Annotated in this window: 17 protein-coding genes, 1 tRNA gene, 3 rRNA genes and 1 riboswitch; of the genes, 7 read left to right on the forward strand and 14 right to left on the reverse strand. The window is 50.1% G+C overall.

Translation table 11 applies throughout. The features are described 5' to 3' along the window. From GCE9029_RS18590 to metA, 5 genes are all read left to right on the forward strand, one after another. Window positions 1-238, forward strand: a 23S ribosomal RNA gene (locus GCE9029_RS18590); the annotation flags it as partial. Window positions 239-357: 119 nt separating this feature from the next. Next, window positions 358-473 (forward strand): 5S ribosomal RNA (gene rrf / locus GCE9029_RS18595). A gap of 54 nt (window positions 474-527) precedes the next feature. Next, window positions 528-603, forward strand: a tRNA-Thr gene (locus tag GCE9029_RS18600). A 14-nt stretch (window positions 604-617) separates the two neighbouring features. Beyond that, window positions 618-733, forward strand: a 5S ribosomal RNA gene (gene rrf / locus GCE9029_RS18605). Between the two features lie 150 nt (window positions 734-883). Next, a complete protein-coding gene (metA, locus tag GCE9029_RS18610; RefSeq protein ID WP_062665830.1) occupies window positions 884-1,840 on the forward strand; it encodes a homoserine O-acetyltransferase MetA in 957 nt (318 codons plus the stop codon). Between the two features lie 40 nt (window positions 1,841-1,880). Here the strand turns inward: metA and GCE9029_RS18615 are convergent, their stop codons facing one another. Continuing rightward, a complete protein-coding gene (locus GCE9029_RS18615; protein WP_062665832.1) occupies window positions 1,881-3,215 on the reverse strand; it encodes a cation:proton antiporter in 1,335 nt (444 codons plus the stop codon). 194 nt (window positions 3,216-3,409) lie between these two features. On the opposite strand from GCE9029_RS18615, the gene metH reads away from it, so the two are divergent. Continuing rightward, window positions 3,410-7,084 carry a methionine synthase gene (gene metH / locus GCE9029_RS18620; RefSeq protein WP_062665841.1) on the forward strand — a complete coding sequence of 1,225 codons (3,675 nt, stop codon included), beginning with the start codon at window positions 3,410-3,412 and terminating at the stop codon, window positions 7,082-7,084. Between the two features lie 67 nt (window positions 7,085-7,151). On the opposite strand, the gene lysC is transcribed toward metH, so the two are convergent. Next, window positions 7,152-8,501 carry a lysine-sensitive aspartokinase 3 gene (gene lysC / locus GCE9029_RS18625; protein WP_062665843.1) on the reverse strand — a complete coding sequence of 450 codons (1,350 nt, stop codon included), beginning with the start codon at window positions 8,499-8,501 and terminating at the stop codon, window positions 7,152-7,154. A gap of 102 nt (window positions 8,502-8,603) precedes the next feature. Further along, window positions 8,604-8,779: riboswitch (Lysine riboswitch) on the reverse strand. A 218-nt stretch (window positions 8,780-8,997) separates the two neighbouring features. Between lysC and GCE9029_RS18630 the strand changes: the two genes are divergently transcribed. Continuing rightward, a complete protein-coding gene (locus GCE9029_RS18630) occupies window positions 8,998-10,116 on the forward strand; it encodes a pyridoxal-phosphate-dependent aminotransferase family protein (RefSeq protein WP_062665845.1) in 1,119 nt (372 codons plus the stop codon). 48 nt (window positions 10,117-10,164) lie between these two features. Here GCE9029_RS18630 and GCE9029_RS18635 read toward each other — a convergent pair whose 3' ends face one another. The 12 genes from GCE9029_RS18635 to GCE9029_RS18690 all read right to left on the reverse strand — a co-directional run bounded on the left by GCE9029_RS18635 (window position 10,165) and on the right by GCE9029_RS18690 (window position 26,730). Next, window positions 10,165-11,817 (reverse strand): Wzy polymerase domain-containing protein, encoded by a 1,653-nt coding sequence (locus GCE9029_RS18635; RefSeq protein ID WP_306455701.1) that lies wholly within the window; start codon window positions 11,815-11,817, stop codon window positions 10,165-10,167. Window positions 11,818-11,861: 44 nt separating this feature from the next. Beyond that, a complete protein-coding gene (gene uvrA / locus GCE9029_RS18640) occupies window positions 11,862-14,696 on the reverse strand; it encodes an excinuclease ABC subunit UvrA (protein WP_062665849.1) in 2,835 nt (944 codons plus the stop codon). Window positions 14,697-14,857: 161 nt separating this feature from the next. Further along, on the reverse strand, window positions 14,858-15,724 hold the full coding sequence (galU, locus tag GCE9029_RS18645) for a UTP--glucose-1-phosphate uridylyltransferase GalU (protein ID WP_002541270.1): 867 nt from the start codon (window positions 15,722-15,724) through the stop codon (window positions 14,858-14,860). A 141-nt stretch (window positions 15,725-15,865) separates the two neighbouring features. After that, window positions 15,866-17,179: a flippase gene (locus GCE9029_RS18650; protein WP_062665851.1), complete on the reverse strand. Its 1,314-nt coding sequence runs from the start codon at window positions 17,177-17,179 to the stop codon at window positions 15,866-15,868. A gap of 9 nt (window positions 17,180-17,188) precedes the next feature. Further along, complete coding sequence (locus GCE9029_RS18655; protein ID WP_062665853.1) at window positions 17,189-18,910, reverse strand: SLC13 family permease; 1,722 nt, start codon at window positions 18,908-18,910, stop codon at window positions 17,189-17,191. A gap of 3 nt (window positions 18,911-18,913) precedes the next feature. Next, window positions 18,914-19,957, reverse strand: a complete 1,044-nt coding sequence (locus GCE9029_RS18660; RefSeq protein WP_062665855.1) for a glycosyltransferase family 4 protein — start codon at window positions 19,955-19,957, stop codon at window positions 18,914-18,916. Further along, window positions 19,957-20,769, reverse strand: a complete 813-nt coding sequence (locus GCE9029_RS18665) for a putative capsular polysaccharide synthesis family protein (RefSeq protein ID WP_062665857.1) — start codon at window positions 20,767-20,769, stop codon at window positions 19,957-19,959. The genes GCE9029_RS18660 and GCE9029_RS18665 overlap by 1 nt, the downstream gene beginning before the upstream one ends. After that, window positions 20,766-22,010 (reverse strand): O-antigen ligase family protein, encoded by a 1,245-nt coding sequence (locus GCE9029_RS18670; protein ID WP_062665859.1) that lies wholly within the window; start codon window positions 22,008-22,010, stop codon window positions 20,766-20,768. The genes GCE9029_RS18665 and GCE9029_RS18670 overlap by 4 nt, the downstream gene beginning before the upstream one ends. Then, entirely contained in the window at window positions 21,994-23,046 is a 1,053-nt protein-coding gene (locus tag GCE9029_RS18675) for a glycosyltransferase (protein ID WP_062665861.1), read from the reverse strand. Before GCE9029_RS18675 ends, GCE9029_RS18670 begins: the two co-directional genes overlap by 17 nt. A gap of 313 nt (window positions 23,047-23,359) precedes the next feature. Then, window positions 23,360-24,769: a sulfate adenylyltransferase subunit CysN gene (gene cysN, locus GCE9029_RS18680; RefSeq protein ID WP_062665863.1), complete on the reverse strand. Its 1,410-nt coding sequence runs from the start codon at window positions 24,767-24,769 to the stop codon at window positions 23,360-23,362. 58 nt (window positions 24,770-24,827) lie between these two features. Next, complete coding sequence (gene cysD / locus GCE9029_RS18685) at window positions 24,828-25,745, reverse strand: sulfate adenylyltransferase subunit CysD (protein WP_062665865.1); 918 nt, start codon at window positions 25,743-25,745, stop codon at window positions 24,828-24,830. Window positions 25,746-25,758: 13 nt separating this feature from the next. Next, window positions 25,759-26,730 (reverse strand): DHH family phosphoesterase, encoded by a 972-nt coding sequence (locus tag GCE9029_RS18690; protein WP_062665867.1) that lies wholly within the window; start codon window positions 26,728-26,730, stop codon window positions 25,759-25,761. Between the last annotated feature and the right edge of the window lie 13 nt (window positions 26,731-26,743).

The following is a 26,743-nucleotide window of genomic DNA, read 5'->3' on the forward strand; positions in this document are numbered from 1 at the left end:
CGGAGTGGACGAACCTCTGGTGTTCGGGTTGTCACGCCAGTGGCATTGCCCGGTAGCTAAGTTCGGAATCGATAACCGCTGAAAGCATCTAAGCGGGAAGCGAGCCTCAAGATGAGTCATCCCTAGGGCTTTAAGTCCTCTAAAGGGTTGTTGGAGACTACGACGTAGATAGGTCAGGTGTGTAAGCGCTGCGAGGCGTTGAGCTAACTGATACTAATTGCCCGTGAGGCTTAACCATACAACACCCAAGGGGTTTTGACGGACTCGAATAGAACATTGAATGTGTAGAGAACACAGAAACAGCTTTCCAAGATTTTGGTTTTGACCTTTTTAAAGGTGAAGACTTAGCAGAATTTGCTTGGCGACCATAGCGTTATGGACCCACCTGACTCCATGCCGAACTCAGTAGTGAAACGTAACAGCGCCGATGGTAGTGTGGGGTCTCCCCATGTGAGAGTAGGACATCGCCAGGCTTGAATTTCATCTAAATGAAGCAGTTATTGTAAGACTTCAGACGGATAAGAATTGCTGATATAGCTCAGTTGGTAGAGCGCACCCTTGGTAAGGGTGAGGTCCCCAGTTCAAATCTGGGTATCAGCACCAGAATTTAAAATTTGTCTGGCGACCATAGCGCGATGGCCCCACCTGATCCCATGCCGAACTCAGTAGTGAAACGTTGCAGCGCCGATGGTAGTGTGGGGTCTCCCCATGTGAGAGTAGGACATTGCCAGATGTCTCTTCAAACCCGTAGCGGAAACACTGCGGGTTTTTTCATATCTGCCCTCTGATCAATCTCACAAATGTACTTGAACCCCTAAAGGGGATGTTATAGGGTTAATGGAATTCTAGACGTCTATACATCTTAACGAGGGAGTGATTTAAGATGCCGATTAAAATTCCTGATCAGTTACCGGCGGCCAGCACCCTGCGTCAGGAAAACATCTTCGTGATGTCGGAGACCCGCGCAGAAAGTCAGAACATCCGTCCCCTTAAAGTACTACTTCTCAATCTGATGCCCAAGAAGATTGAAACAGAAACGCAGTTTATGCGTTTGCTTTCCAATAGCCCAATTCAGGTTGATGTTGAACTGCTGCGTATTGATGACAGACCGAGTAAGAACACTCCTACCGAGCACTTGGATACTTTCTACAGACAGTTTCAAGGTATCCGTGAGCGCAATTTCGATGGATTGATCGTGACAGGCGCACCCTTGGGTCTGGTTCAGTTTGAAGACGTGATTTACTGGGAACATTTGCAGGACATCATGAACTGGGCGAAAGACCACGTGACATCGACGCTTTATGTGTGTTGGGCGGCGCAAGCGGGCCTGAAGCTGCTTTATGATTTGCCGAAGAAAACACGTAAGGAAAAGCTATCCGGCGTGTACTGGCATAAAACACATAAAGAGCACAGTAAAAACCCTATACTTCGTGGTTTTGATGACTCTTTCCTTGCGCCACATTCCCGCTATGCGGACTTCTCTCCTGAGTTTCTAGCCGAACATACTGATCTCGATATCCTTGCAACCTCCGCCACTGCCGGTACTTACTTAGCCGCAACCAAAGATAAACGAAATGTGTTTGTCACCGGGCATCCGGAATACGATTCTCATACGCTGCATAATGAGTATGTGCGTGATGTAGGTGAAGGCATGGAGCCGACAGTTCCATCTAATTACTATCCGGATGACGATCCAACACAAGAACCATATGTGAGTTGGCGAAGCCATGGGCACATGCTTTTTGCCAACTGGCTTAATTACTGTGTTTACCAGCAAACGCCTTACGACCTCGATCATTTCTCAGAGTCTGCATTTACTAAAGACGACGATGATGAGTAATAAAAAAGCCTGCGATTGCAGGCTTTTTTGCTTTTGAGGTTTAGTCCTGGGTGACTTCTGTTCTTGGTTCGGTATTTTGATAACTGCTAGGTTTGATCTCCATATCCCGCTCAGCAACTTTGGATTTCTCAATCATCTTGGTGATGGTTGAACCCTGAACCAGGATAGAGAAGACCACCACGGCATAAGTCATCACCAGAATGATTTCCCTTACATCAATATTCTTTTCTGGCAGCACCATATAACCCGCAGGAACAGCCATCGCCATTGCTATCGCAAGGCCTCCACGCAATCCTCCCCAGGTTAGAATTCTCACTGAGTAAGGGTTGTAGTCCCGGTAACGGTTAAAACCAACATAGCAAAGACGGACGCTGAGATAACGCGATACCAGCACCAGCGGTACAGCGAATGCCATGATGATCCAGTCTTCCTTATGGAAACTGAATGTCAGCATGCTGAGGCCAATCAATAGGAAGAGCACGCCATTGAGGAACTCATCGACCAACTCCCAGAAGTGGTCGAGATGATCTTCACTTTCTTTTGAGAAGCCGATGTAGCGCGTCCAGTTACCAATCATGATACCGGCTACCACCATTGCCAGCGGCCCAGAAACACCAATCAGGCTGGCAAATACATAGCCTGCAGTTGGTATGCCTAAGGTCAATAACAACTCCATTGAGTGGTCGTCGGTATGACAAATCAGGTAATGGAACAACAAGCCAAGTAAGAAGCCATACACGATGCCGCCAATCGCTTCATGCAGGAAGAGCTCAACGACGCCTATTACGGTTGGAGCTTCAGTGCCGAATGCGACAGTGAACAGGGTGATAAAAATCACCAGACCAAAACCATCATTGAAAAGGGACTCGCCCTCAATCTGCGTCGAGATACGCTTTGGCGCATTGAGCTTTTTAACAATGGCAAGAACAGCGATAGGGTCTGTAGGAGAAATCAGGGCACCAAACAGCAGGCAGTAGATGAAATCGAACGGAATACCGATGAGCTGGAAGAAGAGCCAGGCGACACCACCGATAAAGAAGGTGGAAACCAACGTCGCTCCAAGTGCCAGCACCGTAATTTCCCATTTCTGATCTTTTAGGTTGGGTAGTTTTACTCCCAGGCCGCCAGCGAAAAGTAAGAAACCCAACACGCCTTTCAACAAGAAATCATCGAAGTGAATTTCATTGAGGGTCTCGGCAGCAAGGTCTTTTAAATCAAACCAATTGTTGTGTCCCGAGATAACGATCCCAAGTGAGAGGATAAGGGCACCGGCAGTGATAGCGATAGTTGTCTGCATTTGGCCAATTTTGCTATTGATAAAGGCAATCAGCATGGCTGCCGCAGCGAGAAAGCAGAGCGTTGTGTAGACGGTCATTGATGACCCCGTGTAGGCTGAGATTATGATTCGGAAAGTTGTAACGAAATATAAATCCAAGCGGCGCAGAAAACTACAACAAATGTATGTCAGCAGAGAGGTTAAGGCTTAGCTGAGGTTAATTAGACGTCTAGATTTCCATTTGGTCTGTGATACTATGCGAATAGCGAGAAATATAAGAAGGATCTGCGGTTGTGAGTAGTAAGGAAACACTGGAAAAACTGTTAGCGGAACGCATTCTGATCATCGATGGTGGCATGGGCACCATGATTCAGGGCTATAAGCTCGAAGAAGACGATTACCGCGGTGAACGCTTTGCTGATTGGCATTGCGACCTTAAAGGCAATAACGACCTTTTGGTACTCACGCAACCCCAGATGATTAAAGATATCCACGCAGAATATCTTGAAGCTGGCGCGGATATCCTTGAAACCAATACCTTTAACGCGACCACCATCGCCATGGCTGACTATGAGATGGAAAGCCTGAGTGAGGAGATTAACTTTGCGGCAGCCAAGTTGGCGCGTGAAGTCGCAGATGAGTGGACAGCGAAAAATCCGGATAAGCCTCGCTTTGTCGCTGGCGTTTTGGGTCCAACTAACCGCACCTGTTCGATTTCTCCTGACGTTAACGATCCCGGTTACCGTAATGTCAGCTTTGATGAGCTGGTGACGGCATACTCTGAATCGACCCGCGCGCTTATCAATGGTGGCTCGGACCTTATTCTGATTGAAACCATCTTTGACACTCTGAATGCCAAAGCCTGTGCCTTTGCGGTTGAGACCGTTTTCGAAGAAATGGGCACCCAACTGCCGGTGATGATTTCCGGTACGATCACTGACGCGTCAGGCCGTACCCTGTCAGGCCAGACGACAGAGGCTTTCTATAACTCTCTACGTCACGTCAAACCGATCTCCTTTGGTCTGAACTGTGCGTTGGGCCCTGATGAACTGCGCCCTTACGTGGAAGAACTGTCACGCATCTCTGAAACCTTTGTTTCTGCGCACCCGAATGCCGGCCTTCCGAATGCTTTCGGTGAATATGATCTGTCTCCGGAGGACATGGCTGCTCATGTGAAAGAGTGGGCGGAAAGTGGCTTCCTGAACATGATTGGTGGCTGTTGTGGTACGACACCAGAACACATTCGCCACATGTATGAGGCGACCAAGACGGTTAAGCCCCGTGCATTACCAGATCTTCAGGTGGCTTGTCGCTTGTCTGGCCTTGAGCCATTGACCATTGAAAAAGAAACCCTGTTCATCAACGTTGGTGAGCGTACTAACGTGACAGGTTCTGCGCGCTTCAAGCGTTTGATCAAAGAAGAGCAGTACGATGAAGCGTTGGAAGTGGCACGCCAACAGGTAGAAAATGGTGCCCAGATCATCGATATCAATATGGATGAAGGCATGTTGGATGCGGAAGCCTGTATGGTACGCTTCCTTAACCTCTGTGCCTCTGAGCCTGAGATCTCCAAAGTGCCGATCATGGTCGACTCTTCCAAATGGGAAGTGATTGAAGCTGGCCTTAAGTGTATTCAGGGCAAGGGCATCGTTAACTCCATCTCGCTCAAAGAAGGCAAAGAGAAATTCGTTGAGCAGGCGAAGCTGATTCGTCGCTATGGTGCAGCCGTTATCGTTATGGCCTTCGATGAAGTCGGTCAGGCTGAGACCCGTGAACGCAAACTCGAAATCTGTACCAATGCCTACCGCATTCTCGTGGACGAAGTTGGCTTCCCACCGGAAGACATCATTTTTGACCCGAATATCTTTGCTGTCGCAACCGGTATTGAAGAGCACAACAACTATGCCGTCGACTTTATCGATGCGGTTGCAGACATCAAACGCGATCTGCCGTATGCGATGATTTCAGGCGGTGTGTCGAACGTCTCCTTCTCGTTCCGTGGCAACAACTACGTGCGCGAAGCTATTCACGCTGTGTTCCTTTATCACTGTTTCAAGAACGGCATGGACATGGGCATCGTGAATGCCGGTCAGCTTGAGATCTACGATAACGTCCCCGAGAAACTGCGTGAAGCGGTGGAAGACGTGGTACTGAACCGTCGTGACGACAGTACAGAGCGCCTTCTGGATATCGCTGCGGAATACGCAAATAAAGGTGTCGGCAAAGAAGAAGATGCTTCTGCGCTGGAGTGGCGAACCTGGGCGGTAGAGAAACGTCTTGAGCATGCTCTGGTGAAAGGTATTACCGAGTTCATCGTTGAAGACACAGAAGAAGCTCGCGTTAATGCTTCCAAACCGCTTGAAGTGATCGAAGGGCCACTGATGGATGGCATGAACGTCGTCGGTGATCTCTTCGGTGAGGGTAAAATGTTCCTGCCTCAGGTCGTGAAATCAGCCCGCGTAATGAAACAGGCGGTGGCGCACCTTGAGCCTTTTATCAACGCTGAAAAACAGGCAGGCTCCACTAACGGTAAGATCCTGCTGGCAACGGTAAAAGGTGATGTTCACGATATCGGTAAGAACATCGTTGGCGTTGTACTGCAATGTAATAACTACGAAATCATCGACCTCGGCGTGATGGTGCCTTGCGAGAAAATTCTCAAAGTCGCCAAAGAAGAGAACGTTGATATTATTGGTTTGTCCGGTCTTATCACGCCATCACTCGATGAAATGGTTCATGTCGCGAAAGAGATGGAGCGTCTGGGCTTCGACTTGCCGCTACTGATTGGCGGTGCAACGACCTCCAAAGCCCACACAGCGGTGAAGATTGAGCAAAACTACAATCAACCCGTGGTGTATGTGAATAACGCATCACGCGCGGTGGGTGTGTGTTCGTCGCTGTTGTCTGAGAAGCTCAAGCCTGCGTTTGTTGAGAAGCTTCAGGCGGATTACGAAGTGGTGCGTGAGCAGCATGCGCGCAAGCGTCCGCGCACTAAGCCTGTGACGCTTGAAAAGGCACGTGAGAACAAAGTCGCTATCGATTGGGAAAGCTACACACCGCCAGCGCCAGCGAAACCGGGTGTTCATGTGTTTGAAGACTTTGATGTGGCGACTCTTCGTAACTACATCGACTGGACGCCATTCTTTATGACCTGGTCATTGGTGGGCAAGTACCCGACGATTCTTGAGCACGAAGAAGTAGGGGAAGAAGCGAAGCGCTTGTTCAAAGATGCTAACGATCTGCTGGATCGCGTTGAACGCGAAGGCCTGATGAAAGCCAGTGGTATGTGCGCCTTGTTCCCGGCAGCAAGTGTGGGTGATGACATTGAAGTCTACACCGATGAATCACGTACTGAGGTTGCCAAGGTGCTGCATAACCTTCGTCAGCAAACGGAGAAACCGAAAGGCTTTAACTACTGCCTGTCTGACTACGTTGCGCCAAAAGAGAGCGGTAAGAAAGATTGGATTGGTGCGTTTGCAGTAACAGGCGGTATTGGTGAACGTGAACTTGCGGACGAATATAAAGCGCAGGGCGATGACTACAACGCCATCATGATTCAGGCGGTGGCAGACCGTTTGGCTGAAGCGTTTGCGGAATATCTGCATGCACATGTCCGTAAGGAAATTTGGGGTTACGCTGCGGACGAGAATCTATCGAACGATGACCTTATCCGTGAGAAATATCAGGGTATCCGTCCTGCTCCGGGCTATCCAGCCTGTCCTGAGCACACAGAGAAAGGCACCTTGTGGGAGTTGCTGAATGTAGAAGATACCATTGGTATGTCGCTGACCACTAGTTACGCCATGTGGCCAGGTGCATCGGTATCTGGCTGGTACTTCTCGCATCCTGATTCGCGCTACTTTGCCGTTGCGCAGATCCAGGAAGATCAGCGTGACAGCTATGCCGATCGCAAGGGCTGGGATTTGATCGAAGCAGAGAAGTGGTTGGGGCCAAACCTCAACGGTTAATTTTTGGGAAATTAAAAAGAAAAATGGCGCTCAGTGAGCGCCATTTTTGTATCCACAGAAGAAGAAATTAATCTTCGAACAACTCTTTGTGTAGCGCGCGGACAACTTCTTTAGATTCTGACGTGCTAGTCAGGAAGCAGAGGTTGTGGTTGCTTGCGCCATAACAAATCATACGTAGGTTGTAGTCTTCCAGTGCACTGAAGATCTTGGCGGCTGCACCTTTTGATTCGCTCATGTGGTTACCAATGAGCGCGACCAGACACATGTCTTGCTCTACGGTTACCTTACAAAGTGCAGCCAGCTCCTGTTCTGCCGCTTCAGGCAATTTAGGCGCACCACCTTTGGTGTTGGTTTGATCCAGTGTCAGAGAAACACTGACTTCAGACGTGGTGATGAGATCGACCGACACTTTGTGCTTTGCCAGAATGTTGAACACTTCCGCCAGGAAACCATAAGCATGGAACATATTCAGACTGGTGAGCGTCACCATGGTCTGGTTGCAACGCAGTGCCAGCGCGCGGAAAAGCGGAGATTTCTCTGCTTGATGACGAATCCAGGTACCGCCTTGTTCAGGGGCTTTAGATGAGCCAACGAACACAGGAATGTCCTGACGCATTGCCGGGATAAGCGTCGCCGGGTGTAGGATTTTCGCGCCGAAGTTTGCCATCTCTGACGCTTCACTGAAGCTGATTTCATCGATAGGGCTCGCTGCTGGGGCGACGCGAGGGTCAGTACTGTAGATACCCGGAACGTCGGTCCAGATTTCCAGCGAAGTTGCTTTGACGGCTTCAGCTAAAAGCGCTGCGCTGTAATCACTGCCACCGCGACCCAGTGTGGTGGTGTTGCCTTGTGTATCAGAGCCGATAAAGCCCTGCGTCACGACAACTTTGTCTTCAAACAACGGCGTGAGCACGGTTTCAGCGTGGTGCGCTGTTTCAATCAAATCTGGGGTTGCTTTACCAAACACGTTGTCGGTTTTCAGCACATCACGGACATCAGCGCGAACAGCATTGATGCCTTTATCGTTCAGCAGGTGGGTAAAAATATGGGTCGACATCAACTCGCCACAAGCGACGAGGGCGTCAGTAATTTTATCTGAAGGTGAAGTTTCTGCCGCCGCAGAGAGTGTTGCTACTTCATCGAGAATTGCATTCACACCTGATGCAACTGCCGGTGCTTCCGGAAGCTGTTTCAGAATGCTGAAATGAATATCGTGCAGTTTTGTCAGCACTTCCTGCTGCCTGTCATTGGCAACACCATTTGCCAGTTCAACCAGTAGATTTGTTACGCCAGAACAAGCGCTAATCACTACTAGTCGAGTGCTCAAATTCCCTTTAATCACCGCTGCACAGTTAGACATAGCTGTGTAGTCGGCTACACTCGTGCCGCCAAATTTTGCGACATTTAATGCGTTCACTTCCCTTCACCTCCCATAATCGCGAATGGAGTAATCCTGAATAAACAAAGTAATAAGTTGGGAGACAGATAGAGGGTGCGAGCGGGCAGGAAGAAAGGGTATTTCTCCAGAAGCGCTCCATCTCCGTTGAGATGACAATCCGAAGGATTCAACCTTCTAGACCGACAACCCAGCCCCCAAGGTCTGGTATTGCCTCGGCGTCTTACCCCCTCATCGGATTGCATTGGAGTTGGGGCTCCGCAATTCGACTACCTGGTAGACGCGCCTCTTCTGTCTCTGCAGAGCACAAATTGTGCTGAGCAAAAATTGCCCTCTATTGATAAATGTTTGTAATGTTATTGTCAACGTTTGTTTGAGTTTCAAGCGCCTCTTTTCAGCCGAGTGAAGGACTTTTGCTTGATGATGCTTGGGTTTATTCAACGTTGAGATTTTAGCCAGCCCTATCCGGTGGTAGGGTAAATAGACCCAAGGAACAAAAGGCAATGGAGAGCAAATAATGACAATTTCACGCTTTATCCCACCACAACGTACCCTGATGGGGCCTGGTCCCTCTGATGTTTCACCACGCGTATTGCAAGCGCTGGCTCAGCCAACGATTGGTCATCTAGACCCTCTTTTTGTGGGAATGATGGATGAAGTTAAATCACTGCTTCAATACGCATTCCAGACCGAAAACGCCTTCACCATTGCGGTGTCCGCCCCGGGCAGTGCAGGTATGGAGACCTGTTTTGTCAACCTGATTGAGCCGGGCGATACGGTGATCGTTTGTCGAAACGGTGTATTTGGCGAACGTATGCGTGAAAACGTAGAACGTTGCGGTGCGACGTCAGTGATGGTTGATGACGAGTGGGGTAAGCCTGTTGATCCGGCAAAGGTCGAAGCGGCTTTGAAAGCGAACCCAGAAGCATCGGTGGTGGCGTTTGTTCACGCTGAGACATCGACCGGCGCACTCAGTGATGCGAAGACAATTTCGTCACTGGCGCGTGAGCATGGCTGCCTGACGATTGTTGATGCAGTGACCTCTCTTGGCGGTGTGCCATTGCTGGTGGATGAGTGGCAACTGGACGCTGTGTATTCTGGCAGCCAGAAATGCCTCTCCTGTGTACCGGGCTTGTCGCCAGTGACTTTCTCTCCGCGTGCAGTAGAAAAAATGCAGCAGCGTACTGGTAAGGTACAGAGTTGGTTCCTCGATCAAAGCCTTGTGCTTGGCTATTGGAGTGGTGAAGGCAAGCGTAGCTATCACCACACCGCGCCAGTAAATAGCCTTTACGCCTTGCATGAGTCTTTGCTGATGCTGAAAGAGGAAGGTCTGGAGAATGCATGGCAACGTCATCGTGATATGCATGAGTTACTCAAAGCCGAACTGGAAGCGCTGGGTGTTAACTTCCTTGTTGATGCTGACCATCGCCTGCCGCAATTGAATGCTGTCGCAGTACCTGAAGGCGTCGATGATGCCGCGGTGCGTGCGAAACTTCTCAATGACTACAATCTGGAAATTGGTGCGGGTCTGGGAGCACTGGCAGGTAAAGCGTGGCGTATCGGTTTGATGGGTTATGCGGCTAAACGTGAAAACGTAGCCTTGTGTGCGAAGGCACTGAAAGATGTGCTTGGTTAAGCGGAATTGAATTGAGAAACGCCCCGCATGAATGCGGGGCGTTTTGTTTTATTCCGCTGGAAGCTCAGAAAAGTCAGGTTGAAATTTTCGGTACGGGAAAAGCAGTGATGCTTCATCCTTTAACTGTTTGGCAACCGTTTTATGCCCAGTGAGCATCGCCAGCTCAATCAGAGATTGATAGCCATCAGCATTCGGAGAGGTTTCCAGTCGGGAGATTTGCCCCCGAAGGTACAATTCCTGCGCGCGTAAATCCCGGCTTTCAACACTTTCCAGAAACGCCCGCTTTCCTTCCACTTGCTGATAGAAGTCATTCCACCAAGGGTGCGTTTGATACTGAGTCAGCTTACCGTCGCGTATCTGATAGGTGCGAAGCGCCTGTTCGCCAAGATAGATTGAAGACAACACCAAAACCAGCGTGGCAGTCAGCACCGTGTTAGCGGCGATTTTCATTGGCCGTGGATAAGGCAAAAGTACGCGGCGGTATCTCGCGGTAAGGTTATCAATCCAGTAAAGCAGCACCACAAACAGCATGCCCAGTGCCAGGTTGGTTTCAATGTAGTCTGTCAGTGCTATGCCAATGAGGGATGGCAGAATGATTGCTAGCAGCATCAAGCGGGTGCCATTCGGTGCTTCTAACAACTTACGCACCACCAGTGTGAAGAGCACACCAAAGCTCGCCCAGTAGGCAATGCCGCCCTGAATTAAACTTGCGAGCAGCCAACTCGGATACATTTCTTGAAGCGGCAGAACATGGTTTTGCTCGATGCCAAACAACAGCTGTGCTTTATCGAGCTGCCCCAGACCTATGCCTTCAAACTGAGCCTGCCCCAGTAATGCCCATGCCTGCGATAGTACCTCTAACTCCTCGGCTGAATAACGGGCAGCGAAAAGAGCCGAGTGAGGAACACTTCCAAACTTCCAAGCGATAGCAAAGCCCGCCAATACCGCGAAATTCCAAAGACCATGGTGTCTTTTTTGGCTGAAACGGAATAAGAATGGCTGACTGAAGATCACCAGCACTAAAATCACGGTGATTAGCCAAGGCGATTTCAATGCCGTGAGAGCCGGAATGGTGAGCAGTGGCGTCGCAAGTAATAATGCATGGACGGGCACCCAGTTGCGCTTGTACGCTTTAGTCCGCGCGAGCAAGTAAGCTGACAGCATTAAAGATGTCAGTAGGACGATGCCCAGTACATCACTGTTGCTTTTGAAGTCTGGAAGGCTTGATGACGATATCTCGCTGATATTAGGCAGCAACAAAGGAATAGCGAGCAGCCAGCCGCTTAAAAGCGGTAACCAGAGGAGATATTGCCGTTGAAGATGGTTAAAGCTGAACTGCTGCAAGGTACAAAAAAGCAGTAAGGACAACAGAACGCTGAACCCCTGCCATGCAGCCGAATGCCAGTCGGCGTGAAGATAAAATGACGGTATCAGGGCGAAACTCGTGCTCAGCGCCAGCCATCCTGTCATGGTCGTGTGACTGAAACGCCCTTGTCTTGCTGCTTCCCAAACACCGAAGCAAACGATGGTAACTGCTAACAAGAGCGTTAAGGCTGTCGCAGGATGTTGAACACCGGAGAAAACGAGTGGAATTTGGTTCAGTGGCAGGCAGAACAAAAACAGCGCAGCCAGCGCAATCAGCACTGGCTTAACCAAAGGCTTTCTGGCCACTTTTGATGGCCAGAGGTTTTGAAAACGCATTGTTTGCATAGACTGTTTTTCACTGGCTTACGCCAGTATCCGCCCTATGATGCTTTTTGTTTAAGCAAGGGTTTCAGGAACCTTGCTGTGTGCGAACCCTCAACCAAAGCCACGTCTTCCGGTGTGCCTTCGGCGATGATCATACCGCCACCGCTACCACCTTCAGGGCCTAAGTCGACAATCCAGTCCGCGGTTTTTATCACGTCCAGGTTGTGTTCTATCACCACAATGGTGTTGCCGTGATCGCGCAGTCGGTGCAGTACCGTCAGTAGTTGCTGGATATCATGGAAGTGTAGGCCAGTGGTTGGCTCATCCAAGATATACAACGTCTTGCCGGTATCACGCTTGGAAAGCTCACGCGCCAGTTTCACGCGTTGCGCTTCACCACCGGAAAGGGTGGTTGCAGCCTGTCCCAAGCGGATGTAGGAAAGACCGACATCCATCAGCGTTTGCAGTTTGCGCGCTATCGCTGGCACGGCATCGAAGAACTCTCGGGCATCTTCCACTGTCATCTCAAGGACTTCATCAATGGTTTTGCCTTTGTAGCGGATCTCCAACGTCTCACGGTTATATCTCTTACCTTTGCACACGTCGCACGGTACGTAAACATCTGGGAGGAAGTGCATTTCCACTTTGATAACGCCGTCGCCCTGACAGGCTTCACAGCGGCCGCCTTTGACGTTAAAGCTGAAACGGCCCACTTTGTAGCCACGGGAACGCGCTTCCTGTGTACCAGCAAACAGCTCTCGGATAGGTGTGAAGATGCCTGTGTACGTTGCCGGGTTGGAGCGTGGAGTGCGTCCAATCGGGCTCTGGTCGATATCAATCACCTTATCAAAATGACCCAGACCGTCGATGTCCTTGAAAGGTGCAGGCTCGCCGGTGGTTGCACCGTTCAATCGCTGGTGGGCGATTTTGTAGAAGGTATCGTTGATAAGGGTTGATTTACCCGAGCCGGATACGCCGGTCACACAGGTCAGCAAACCAACAGGAAGAGTCAGGTTAACGCTCTGCAGGTTGTTGCCTGTTGCCCCCTTAAGCTTCACGACCTTTTTCTTGTCGTAAGAAATTCGCTTGGCAGGGACTTCAATCGCCTTTTTCCCGCTGAGGTATTGGCCAGTTAAAGAGTTTTCATTCTTGATGATTTCTTCATACGTCCCCTCAGCAACGATGTGGCCACCATGCACTCCGGCTCCTGGTCCGATATCGACAATGTAGTCTGCCGCGCGGATAGCATCTTCATCGTGCTCAACCACCAGCACAGTGTTACCCAGATTACGAAGGTGCTCCAAAGTCGCCAGCAGGCGTTCGTTGTCACGCTGGTGGAGACCAATGGATGGTTCATCCAGCACATACATCACGCCGACCAGACCCGCACCAATCTGACTGGCTAGACGGATTCGTTGCGCTTCACCACCTGATAGGGTGTCCGCACTGCGCGATAGGTTGAGGTAGTTCAGACCGACGTTGACCAGAAAACTCAACCGGTCATGAATTTCTTTGAGTACCTTGTCGGCAATTTGTGCACGTTGGCCCGTTAGCTCCAGATCTGCAAAGAAGGTGAGTGCTTCGTGAATGCTCATTTCACACACGGCTGGCAGGTTAGTGTCACCGACAAAGACGTGGCGAGCTTCTTCACGAAGGCGAGAACCACCGCAGCTTGAACATGGCTTGTTGGCGATGTATTTCGCCAGCTCTTCACGCACGGCCATGGATTCTGTATCACGGTAGCGGCGGTTGAGATTATTTAAAATCCCTTCAAACGGATGCTTACGCACAGTGATATCACCGCGATCGTTCACGTACTTGAAAGCAATTTCAGTATTGCCGGAGCCGTTTAGAACCACGTTTTGAATGGTTTTCGGTAAATCCTGCCAAGGTGTTTCGATGTCGAATTCATAATGATCGGCAAGCGAGCTCAGCATCTGAAAGTAGTAGAAATTACGGCGGTCCCATCCACGGATGGCACCACCAGCAAGGCTTACCGCTTCATTTTGGACCACGCGGTTTTCATCAAAATACTGTTGTACCCCTAGACCATCACAGGTTGGGCAGGCACCTGCTGGGTTGTTGAAGGAAAACAGGCGTGGCTCAAGCTCTTGCATGCTGTATCCGCAATGCGGACAGGCAAAGTTGGCTGAGAAAATGAGATCATCACCGTCACCATCCATAAAGCTGACTACAGCTGTGCCGCCCGTCAGCTCAATGGCGGTTTCGAAAGATTCCGCCAAACGCTGTTGCAGATCGTCGCGCACTTTGAAGCGGTCAACGACCACTTCAATGGTATGCTTTTTGTGAAGCTCCAGTTTCGGTGGATCAGAAAGGTCACAGACTTCGCCATCAATACGCGCGCGGATAAAACCGTGGGCGACCAGGTTTTCCAGCGTTTTGACGTGCTCTCCCTTACGTTCTTTTACGATAGGAGCCAGCAGCATCATCTTGCTGCCTTCTTCAAGCTCCAACACCTTGTCGACCATTTGGCTCACGGTCTGTGCTTCCAGTGTCACATTGTGCGTCGGGCAGCGCGGGTCACCTACACGCGCGTATAGGAGACGCAGGTAGTCATAAACTTCGGTGATGGTACCAACGGTTGAGCGTGGGTTGTGAGACGTCGATTTTTGTTCGATAGATATAGCCGGGGACAAGCCTTCAATATGGTCGACGTCTGGTTTTTCCATCAGGGAAAGGAACTGGCGTGCATAGGCAGACAGTGATTCTACATAGCGGCGTTGGCCTTCTGCATACAATGTGTCGAAGGCCAGTGATGACTTGCCGGAACCGGAAAGTCCAGTGATCACGATCAGCTTGTCGCGTGGGATCGTCAGGTTAATGTTTTTCAGGTTATGGGTGCGAGCCCCTCTGACGTCTATCGTATCCATGTCTACCTTGCCCTTAGCGCTCAGGTTTGCAGCCTGAAGAAAAAACGAATGAGGAAGTATCCCACATTATCGCGTGATGAAAAAGAAGAAAGCTGTATAAATATACAGCTTTCTTCAGTGTTGCGACATGCAAATTTTAACGGTGCTTCAGCCTGAATCGATCAGCCTGTTTTTACCGTTTTTTGAGGCTGGTTCGGTGCATCAGACTTCAGGTAGATATTTTCGTAGCAATAGTTGGTTGCTTCGATAAATCCTTCAACGCTACCACAGTCAAAGCGTTCACCTTTGAATTTGTAAGCCAGTACACAGCCGCTTTGTGCTTGTTTCAACAGGGCATCGGTGATCTGGATTTCCCCGTTTTTGCCTGGCTCTGTTTTTTCCAGGATGTCGAAAATGTCTGGGGTCAGGATGTAACGGCCGATGATCGCCAGATTACTTGGCGCGGTGCCTTGCTCTGGCTTTTCTACCATGTTGTCGACACGGTAAAGATTATCACGCATCTCTTCACCGGAAATGACGCCGTATTTATGAGTCTCATCTTCCGGCACTTCTTCCACAGCAACGATAGAGCAACGGAACTGCTTGTACAGCGCAACCATCTGGGAGAGTACGCCGTCTTCCAGATTTACACACAGGTCATCTGCCAGCACAACGGCAAATGCCTCGTCACCTACCAGCTCGCGACCAGTCAGGATAGCGTGACCCAAACCTTTCATTTCTTTCTGACGAATATAGGTGAATGACGCTGCATCGATAGTCGCGCGAATGTCTCCCAGCAGGGCTTCTTTGTTCGTGCCGCTGATTTGATGTTCCAACTCGTAGTTTTTATCGAAGTGATCCATCAAGCTGTGCTTACCACGACCGGTAACAATACACATGCCAGTGATGCCGGCTTCAATCGCTTCGTCAACGCCGTACTCAATCAGCGGCTTGTTAACGATTGGCATCATTTCTTTTGGCATAGACTTGGTTGCAGGCAGAAAACGGGTACCGTAGCCAGCCGCGGGAAAGAGGCACTTCTTAATCATAGGTTGTCCTTAATACAATTCATCCAACTATCTAGTCGTCATGATAGAAAAATTAGGCAGATAGGATGTTAACATTAATCAGTTACAAATCTGTCTCATTGTTTGATTATGCGTGCAGAGCGAGTCTTCAACAAGATAGGCTTATCCGATAGGCCAAAAACCGAGTCGTTTTTCGACCTTGTGCACAGCGAGAATGTTCTGTGTGCTCACGCCAATACTCACTGCTAGGGCCGCACCGACGATTCCCCATAATGACGTAAATATCAGTATCAAAGTCACGGTGAGGATCCCGGCAAACAAGGTAATGTTTCGCATGTCTCTCTCATAGCCACACATAGTGAGAAGAAATCCGACAGATCCTGTCATCACATTGATGGTCTGGCCAACGGCCAAGATAACCAGAAGTTGACCTGATTGTGAAAACTCTTTGCCGAACAGTGCCATGATAGTATCCGGCCAGATGAGAACAACCGTTAACACCGGGATGGAAAATACTATCATCAGACGGGTAGAAAATTGAGCCAACCGTTTCAGCTCATCGAACTTATCTGCTTTGAATAGTGCCGAGAACCTCGGAGCAGCAACGAAATTAATGACCATCAACATAAAGCTGATGAGCAGGGACGTTCGTTGAGCTGCAGAAAAATAGGCGACTTCCTCAGAGGTCACAAACAGACCTACAATCACCACGGACGCCCAAGGGATTGCCTGGCTGGTGGCCGAAATCAACCAAAGGTTAGGCACAGATTTCCAAAGTGCCGGCATCTTGCGGTCACTGGTATCGAGGCGATGTGTCGGCACTCGAAACCATAACCACATACCACTTAACACCACTAGCCCGGAGGCAATGACATAAAGCACAGATGCTGTGCCTGCCATCGGATTAGGCTGATAATGGGCGAGCATCAAGAGAGCGGGCAGTGCAAGGACAGTCACACCAAGTTGCATGGAACAGACAGAGGCAATGACTTTGCGCGTTGCTTGAAGCGCATAGCCGTTAAGAAAGAACAGGCTGACAAACGGTATCGCCAGAGAAAAGTATCTCAGACTTTCTGTCGCTTCGGGTTTACTAAACACATTGATTGCTAGCCAAGGTGCAGCCAAATAGGTCATTCCACCGACCATCGCTGAGAAGGGGAGCACTGCAAACAGTGCATTGGTGAAGACTTGATTGGTTAAGTTCGCATTTTCCTGTTCTCCAGCCAGTCCAATAAACCGCAGAAGTGCGTTTTCCATCCCCATCAGGCAGAGAGTGCCCAGCAAAATCGCAAGACTCATACCAAGGAAAAACAGGCCTGATTGTTCTGCGCCAAGTACCCGTGCGGCAACCACGCTAAGTAAAAACGCCGCAGCAGCAGAAAGAACCCGGAAGATGGCTGCAAGGGCTGCGTGAAACAGAAACTGTCGGCGGGCAGGTTCCATGGACTGAATGCGGTGAACAAGTTGAGAAATCATGGAACGGCCTTACCAGGGAAAGACGAAAGGAATAAGAGAAAGCACAAGCACACCATAAACCAGACTCAAAGGCAGCCCGGCTTTAAGGTAGTCTCTCGGCACATAACGACCTGCCGTATAAACCATAAGGTTAGTTTGATAGCCAAAAGGAGAAAGAAAACTGGAGCTGGCTGCAAAGGCCACGGTCATGATAAATGGCATAGGATCAATTTGATACTGAGCGGCAATGGCTAAACCTACGGGAAAGCTTATTGCTGCGGCGGCATTATTGGTGATGAGTTCTGTCATCATCCAGGTGGCGAGATACAAAATCACTAATGCCCCGAAAGCGCCACCTGCGTTCCCGATACTCATAATGATATCTGCAAGCGTATCTGCAAGCCCTGTCAGGGCGATAGCTTGTGCTAACCCCAAAGCAGAGCCAACCACCAGGACCAGTTCAAACGGGAAGCGGCGTCTTAAATCGTGAATAGACACCAGACGTGCACCAACAGCAATGGCCAGCAGCAGAATCAATCCTTTGTAGAGCGGTAGCCATTCCAGAAAGCTCGCGACAAGCGCGCTAATCGCACCCACGCAAAAGAGCAAAGACTGGGAGCGTGAGAGCAACGCATTGTTTTCCTGTTGCCCGACCAAGATGAAGTTTTGAGCCAGATTTCCTCGAGTGAAAAAGTCCTCTCCCACTGCCAGCACTAACAAATCACCACCTTGCAGCTTGACCTGACCCAGACCGCCGCGGATTTGATCTTCACCACGTTTGACGGCGACGACCGCAGCACCAAATTGCGCTCGGAAGTTGAGGGATTTTATTGTTTTCCCTGAAATCACTGCATTAGGAGTAACAACCACACTGACGAGGTTATCAGAGGGAAGCTGCTCACCTTGTGTTTTCAGCGATAACCCTTTGAATTTATCAAGCAGGGCTGTGGCATCTAAATCACCAGAGAAAACCAGAATATCGCCACCCTGAAGGCGTTCTGAGGGAGAAACTGGGGAGATGATGCGATCTCGGCGAACTAATTCAACGAGGAACAAACGCTCTAAATGACGAAGTCCACTTTGCCCGATGCTTTGGCCAATAAGTGGCGAATCTTCATCAAGCTGGGACTCCAACAGGTATGCCTGAGAGGATTCGTCTTGATTGCTTTTCCGGCTCGGGAGCATTCTGATAGAAATAAGAGTGATGACAGCAACACCAACGAGGAAAACCGGAACACCAATCAGCGTAAAATCGAAAAAGCCAATACCTGGCAAACCTGCGTTGAGAGTAAAACCGTTGACCAAAAGATTGGTTGAAGTGCCAATCAAGGTCATGGTGCCCCCGAGAATGGCTGCATAAGAAAGCGGTATCAGCAATTTACTGGTTGGGTGTGAGCTCCTCGTCATGCTTCTCATCAGGGTAGAAACCACCGCCGTATTGTTAATGACGGCTGAAAGCAGGCCCGCAGAAAGTGTGGTCTGGAATGTCACCTTTCGAAGGTTGCCACTGGTACACCAGCGACCCAGCGCACTGATGAGCGGTGTGCGCTCTAAGATCACAGAGACCATGACCAAGAGTACCAGCGTGATCAACGCGGTGTTGGTGAAGTTATTGAAAAGCTGAATAGCAGGGACAATATCGAGCAGCAGAAGTGCAGTGAACACAGCGCCGAACACCAAAGCCGGGCGCAGGTTGGTAAGCAGCAGCGTGACCAGCAACCCTGCAATCAAGAGAGCCACGACCACGCTCATTGGTTAGGCCTCATAAATCAGGTGCAACGCCTCGCGTTGTTTTTCCGCACTGAAATCGCTGTTGAAAGCATCAATCGCTTGCTGATAGTCCGGGTGGTCAGGACGCTTACAGTAGTTAACGATTTGTTTGGCCATGGTGTCTGGTGAGCTCACCATAAACGGATAGTGCAGGTTCTGCGTTGCACCGATAATGCGCAATACCATAGGGATGCGTAGTTTGGCTGCTTCCAGAATAGTGAGCGGCATGCCTTCCCATGCAGCGGTATGAAGGTATAGATCTGCACTGTTTAAGGTTTGCATCAGTTGCTGGTGAGGGATCATTCCGGTGACCTCTACGCCAGCGTCACGCAATGCTTTTTCCATTTCCGGATCGCCACCGCCCAGCCAATGCAGTTTGATTTGGGTGGCTTCTGGGTATTCGTTCAGACTGGTAATAGTATCCAGCAGAAACTGCGGGTCTTTTTGTGGCGAGATTCGTCCAACAACCATCACATTGTATGGGGGCGTTTCACTGTCAGCTTCAAGTGATGCCAGTTCTCTATCAAGGTCAGCATAGTTATTAAGGTGCACGGCTTTTTTTGCGCCCAGTGCAAAGCCAAGTTCACACTCCCTCTCGCTGCAGCCGGCAATCATGTCGATGCGGGATAAGCCTAATTTCTCAAGGCGCATATACACTTCCTGCATGAAATCAGAAATGTCCCGGCGCTCGAATGCGTAGCAATGCGGGGTGTAGACAATTTTGGTGTTGCCTTTTTTGGGTAGAAACCGACCCAGAAACCCAGCAAAGCTGGAATGAAGGTGGATCACATCTGGTTGCAGCTGAAGTACCGCTTTTCTCGCTTCACGGAAGAAAGCCAATAATCCCCCTTCCATGGTTTGAACATCATCGAAAAGGGTAGTGATCGCCATACCGGTATCATCATTGGGGCGTAGCCTGGCAAAGAGGTGATGTCGAATCGGGTCCTCTTGGGTCGATTTCGCATAGCTGCAGAGCGCGGTTTGAATACCGCCACCAAACGCTTCCGTAATATGGAGAACGGTTTTCATTACTGCCCCCATTTCTTCTTAAATTGAGTGATTTCCTCTTCACTGTAGACGGTGCGATACAAAGGCGCATCATAGAGGTGGAACAAACGCTCAAAGGGATAGGTTTCTTTAAAGCGTTGATAAAGCGCGGAATACCATTTGTTGGACGCTTCATTGCTTGATTGCAGCTTGAAGTCCGGCAGTTCAAGAAACTCACCCAGCACATCTGTTGATTGGTTAATCGCTTCACATTTCATTAGCAGCACATCGCAGCCACCTTGCTCGATGCGCCAGTACGTTTGCGATGGGTCCTGAACATGTTTAAGCACATCAATGTCGAACTGACGCTTTAGTTCCCTATCGAACCAATCGGTGAAGTAATCCAGACGCATCTGGGTTTCAAAGGCATCAGTCAGGTGGCGCAGCGTGGCATCCATATCGCCATGAATGGCTTCATTCTTTTTACCAGCAATGAACTGAATGTGCAGATCCTGGAAGAAACGGGAGACCACGGTAGCTATCGGGTCGCGCACCAGAGTGATGATTTTCAGGTGATCACGCTTTTGCAAAATGCGTTTACGGTGCGACAGGGTTAGCTTGTACGCCGCACGAATATGCCAGTCGAAGAAGCACGAAACATCGTCAGTGTTATGGTACATCTGGAACTCTTCGTTATCGTCGAAGGTGTGAATGTGCCAGCTGGGAATATTTGCATGCTCAAGGGATGCTTCAATAGACGATGAGCCAACCTTTCCCATTTGGTAAACCAGGACAAAATCCGGCGCGTTCAGGGTTTGGTCAAAAGCGCGCTGTCGGGCTAGGCTGAACTTCATTTTTTATCCTCTTGAAACTCGATGGTTGAAAGCGGCGTCACGGCGTCCAGAGATTGCGTTGAAGAAATGGATGCTTCGGGTAAAGGTTTTGGAGCTGTACGCGTATTGATGAAAAAGGGAAATAGGAACATCAGCATGATGGTGCTGTTCACAGCGACAAAGAGCACCATGGCGAGAATGTAAACCGCCAGCAGAAATGACACCGGGTTGATAAAGCGTTGCCTAAACAGGTGGCGAAGACCCAGCAGGAAACCACCAATAAGAATGGAAAGTCCTACCAAGCCATATTCAATCGCCACATCGAGGGCAAAGTTATGGGTGTAGATAGCCAGTTCCTGATTCTGAAAATAGTTAGCGATGTAGACGGGCAGCATTTTGGGCCCAACGCCGAATATTGGGTATTCCAGGAACAGAGCAAAACCATTGGCCAGCAGCAGTTTTCGCCATAACTCAGAATCCCAACGCGCCTCATGTTGGTCGGCGAAAAGAATGTCGAATTGGGTAAACTCAAACTTATCGAGAATGGCGTGTGTGCCAACCATATACCAGACAGAAAGCAGTGCCAGTACACCGCCCATCAATCCAAGCGTGCCCAGTGCAAAGGCGGTTTGCCGGGAGCGTGGGTGCGACACGTCACGACAAAACAGCAGATCGCAGGCGATGAGCGCTGCAATGCCTAACAGGGCTTTACGTTCGCCGGACATCAAGAGCATGATGGCTGCTGCCGCAAGCAAGATATGACCAAAGCGAATCTGGTCACGCAGGATGTAGAGCAGGGCGCAGGTAAACCCGAAGAAATACTTGGTGTTTCCAAGCTTTTTGAAGTCGTTGTACTCGGGGTGCATTAAGTGCCACCCCGCCGTGTAAAGCGCTCCCATAAAGGTATAAATCGCAACAAGACACAGAAAACGAGGGGACGCTAACAGGCCGGCTTGATGCAGTACACCGAGAAAGGCGGCCACAGAAAGCCACTGGATCATTTCGATAACGACAAGCTTCGGCGGCACACTGCTAATGATCCCGGTTAGCACGATGTAGGCGGCAAAGACAAAAATGAAGCCACCCGCACGCAAGGTCGATTGCAGCAGTTTTCCGCGAATAGCCGTAAGACCAAGAAAGCCGAGCGCAGCGATACCGACAAAGTCTGCAAGATAAAGACTGACACCGGCTACGCTGATTTTTGTGGGGACAAAAAACAGAACAACGGCGAGGGCTGCTGCATGTTCAAGCGATCTTGTCATCCGCTAGCTCCTGATAAGCTTGATAATATTGCTCGCGGAAAGTCTCCAGTTTATAGAGCTGGCAGCGTGACAAAGAACGTTGCGATGCCTGCGTGTATTTCTTAGGGTCTTCACAAATTGAAGCAATCTTTTGAGCAAGTGCTTCGTCATCGCCCAAGGGAAACAGATATTCTTCGGTGCCGATCACCTCATCGATGCCTTGAACGTTCGATGCAAGAACGGGTAATCCTGCGGCCATGCCTTCCACTGCCGCCAGACCAAATCCTTCGATAATGGTGCTCTGAACATAGATGTTCAGCCCGTCCAAAAACACAGGAATATCTGAGCGCACACCGTGGAAGACCACTCTGTCTTCAAGACCAAGATCTTTGACCAAGGTTTCATACTCGCTCCGGCGATCGCCATCTCCAGCGAGGTGAAGTTCATAGCGGGCTGGCAATCTGGCAAGCGCACGTATCAGCGTTGGGTGGTCTTTATAAGGGTGCAGTCGCCCCGCCATGCCGATACGAACAGGCGCATCTTCTGCAGGTGACTGCTTCTCTTGCATGGAAAACTTGCTGAGGTTGATGCCATTGAGGATCACTGAATAGTGCTTCTTCCAATGCGGGAGGAAATCTTCCAGCGCATTTTGTACCTGCCCTGTGATACACACGGTTTTCTGGTAGCGCCAGTAAAGCAGCCATTCGAAAGGCTTCATCCAGATGTGGTCGCGGCGTCTGTTATGCGAGTTGTGCTCAGTTTGAATTCGCTTCTTACCAAACGCTGCCAGCGCTACATAAATAGAGGGAAAGAGGTGGCCATGTACCACATCAGGCCATCTTAAAATTTGCCACTTTTCCTTTAGGGACAGCTTTTTCCAGACGATGCATTCCACACCGGCAGCTTCCAGCTCGCTGGACAGGTCGTTGATATCGTCCAATATCACGACCTTGCTCTCGTATCCCTCAGGCGTTGGGCACGCCAAATCAACGACAAAACGCTGAGCGCCGCCGTTTCGTGACAGATCATTAATGATGTGCAGTACTTTTACCGCCATGGTGGTGCTTCTCTCTTCCTCAGGGTCTGTTAACCTTTGGGGGTGAAATTTTGTTCTAGCCCTAAGCGTTTTAGGCGCGGCGAGGTGTGTGTCGCCTAGTGGTTCTAAGCAAACACACCTTAACAAAGCATAAAACGCTTAGGGCAGAACCCTTCGGGCAGCGTTTGTGGGGACTTTCTCCTGCGTTATCGGCTTCTCATGTAGGCTAGCTACACATCGAAGCCTCTGCCTTGTATAAAGTCCCCACAAACTGCTGCAAAAATCATCACCAAAGGTCAACAGACCCTCGCCTTTAGCGTCAACGTATCCACGTTCATTCGACCGATTTGGTTTCCCATTCCGGGTAGTGCTCGCGGATGTAACGGTTCAACGCAATTTCTGCCGCGGTGTAGGTACGTTTCGCTTTTTGTTCATGTGGTGCGTGGAGTGCTACCACCATGCCAGCTCCCACCGTGATATTGGTGAGACGGTCAATCACAATGAACGCGCCTGTTTTATGGTTCAGGCTGTAATTATCTGCCGCGACCGGTGCATTCAGACGTAAATCCACTTTGCCGATTTCATTCAGTGCCAACTCATTGGCTGACAGCGTTTCAAAGCTGTTGATATCGACTTTGTGTTCAATGCCAGTAATGCGACCTGTCACGTTATGACTGGCGAACTTGAAGTCATAGTCACGTTTGGTCTTCATGGTGTCCTGCGACATCCAGACAATGCTGGCGCTAAGGCTGTCTGTGACAGTAGGAGCGGTGTCCGGGTGCACTAACATGTCACCACGGGAAATATCGATTTCGTCTGCTAAAGTCACGGTCACCGCATTTTTCGGCGCAACGGCATCGATCTCTCCGTCATAAGTCACAATCGATGTGACTGTGCTTTGCTGGCCGGATGGCAATGCCATAACGGTATCGCCTTTGCGCAGAATGCCTGATGCGAGGGTGCCGCAGTAACCGCGAAAATCGAGGTTAGGGCGGTTCACAAACTGGACCGGGAAACGCATTTGGTCGAGATTTTGGTCGCGACTGATTTCGACACCTTCCAAAAGCCCCATCAGAGAAGGACCCTTGTACCAAGGCGTGTTTTCACTGGCACTGACCACGTTGTCACCTGCCAGTGCTGAAATCGGCACGTAACGGACGTCTTTGATGCCCAATTGGGAAGCCATTGCCTGATATTCTGCCTGGATGGAATCAAACACGGTTTGGTCAAAATCGACCAAATCCATTTTGTTCACGGCAACAACCACATGTTTTATGCCAAGCAGGCTCGCGATGTAGCTGTGGCGTCTGGTCTGGGTCAGCAGCCCTTTACGTGCGTCGACCATCACAATCGCGAGTTCACAGTTAGATGCACCCGTCGCCATGTTGCGGGTGTACTGCTCGTGTCCTGGGCAGTCAGCAATGATGAATTTGCGTTTTTCTGTTGAGAAATAGCGGTAGGCCACATCAATGGTGATGCCTTGTTCGCGCTCGGATTGTAGGCCATCTACCAACAGCGCCAGATCCAGCGCTTCACCGGCGTTACCGACGCGGGCGTTGTCTTTGTGCAGACTGGTGAGATGGTCTTCAAAAATCAGTTTGGTATCGAACAGCAGACGACCAATCAGGGTCGACTTACCGTCATCCACGCTGCCGCAGGTCAGCAGGCGTAGCAAATCCTTGTTTTCATGCTGATGAAGATAGGCTTCGATGTCCGATGCGATCAGCGATGAGCTATGACTCATGAGTCACTCCTTGTGCAGGCAAGCAAATGTTTAAATGTTTTTCGAGGCTTATGATTATTTAGAAGTAGCCTTCGCGTTTTTTCTGCTCCATGGAGCCCGCCTGATCGTGGTCAATCACACGGCCTTGTCGCTCTGAAGTTTTGGTCAGCAGCATTTCCTGAATAATCTCAGGCAGCGTCGCCGCCGTTGATTCCACCGCGCCTGTCAGTGGGTAGCAACCAAGGGTACGGAAACGCACAGATTTCATTTCCGGTTTCTCGCCTTTTTCCAAGGGCATACGGTCGTCATCCACCATAATGAGGGTGCCATCACGTTCGACAACTGGACGCTTGTCGGCAAAGTACAGCGGTACGATGTCGATGTTTTCCAGATAGATGTATTGCCAGATATCCAGCTCGGTCCAGTTTGAAAGCGGGAATACACGGATACTCTCGCCTTTGTTTACACGGCCGTTGTATACGTCCCAAAGTTCCGGGCGCTGATTTTTTGGATCCCAGCGATGGTGTTTGTCGCGGAACGAGTAAACACGTTCTTTAGCGCGGCTTTTCTCTTCATCACGGCGCGCGCCACCAAAAGCAGCATCAAAGCCGTATTTATCCAGTGCCTGTTTCAGTGCCTGGGTTTTCATCACATCAGTGTGTTTGGCACTGCCATGGGTAAACGGTCCCATACCCATGTCCACGCCTTCCTGATTGATATGCACCAGAAGATCGAGACCATGACGCTTGGTGAATTCATCTCGGAAGGTAATCATTTCCTTGAACTTCCATGTCGTATCGACATGGAGCAATGGGAAGGGCGGTTTACCCGGGTGAAAAGCTTTCATCGCCAGGTGGAGCATGACTGCCGAATCTTTACCGATAGAGTAAAGCATCACGGGGTTATCGAACTCAGCGGCGACCTCCCGGATGATGTGTATCGACTCGTTCTCAAGCTGTTTGAGATGGGTTTGGTTTAGCGAAATCTTGTCCACCATGGTCAGTCCTTTTTTACGTATCCAGCGGGTAACGCTGGTGGAACGCATCAATAAAATCGTTAAGCAATTCTGCGGGCAGGGAGTTAATGCCTGCCGCAGCTTTTCGGCCGCCGCCAGTTGGGAAAGAGGCTGCCAGTTCATCAGCACCAACGCGGTTTTTCAGCGGCGCGCGGATGCTAACCAGATAGTTTCCGTCTGCTTTGGCAGTGATCACCGCGTTCGCCACTTCCGGGTCGCGGTTGGTTAAATCATTGGAGTACACGCCGCTGATACGGCGCGCCCAGGCTTCATCCGGCAACATAAACACACGGGAACCTGCTCGCTCGGAGTAAGGCATAATCGCAGCCGCTTTTTCACTGTCGCCGACAAAACCATCTTCCAGTGTCGCGTAGACATCCGGACGCTCGGCAATGAAATTAAATGGCGATGGATAAGCTGCCATTAGGCGGTAAATTTCCGCGGGTGCGAACAGCAAATCGCTGAGCGATGAGCCGTAGCCGTTGTAGTTAAGATAAGTACCGAATTGCATCAGCTTGATGCGGTCTTGATCGCACAGGCCTGATTTATTGGCCAGTGTGTCAGCGGTAGCAATCATGTTGTCGCCATACGCGCCAACCAGAGCCCACTCGCGGTAACGGCCATCCAGCAGTTTGTCGACAATGAGACTTGTGCAGGTATTTGCGGCGGTGTTGATATGTGTGGTCAGCGACGCATGATCCGGCACTTCTCCCGGGTTATGGTGGTCGGCGTAAAATACACGCACGCCCTGTGACAATAAGTTATCCAGCGCAGCGCGGTTTTTCTCCATGGCCACATCCAACACAGTCACGTCTTGGGCGACAGCGGGATCGACCTGTTTCAACAGGGCGATATCACGCTTTACCCCGGTGATCAGTACGCTGTCTTTCGGGGTGGCGAGGCGAAGCTGAAGCAGGGCGCAAATCCCGTCAGCATCGCCGTTAAAAACATCAAAACTGGTTTTCATTGGTATTGTTAAT

It is taken from the genome of Grimontia celer (genome assembly GCF_900055185.1).
Classification (GTDB): Bacteria; Pseudomonadota; Gammaproteobacteria; order Enterobacterales; family Vibrionaceae; genus Enterovibrio; species Enterovibrio celer.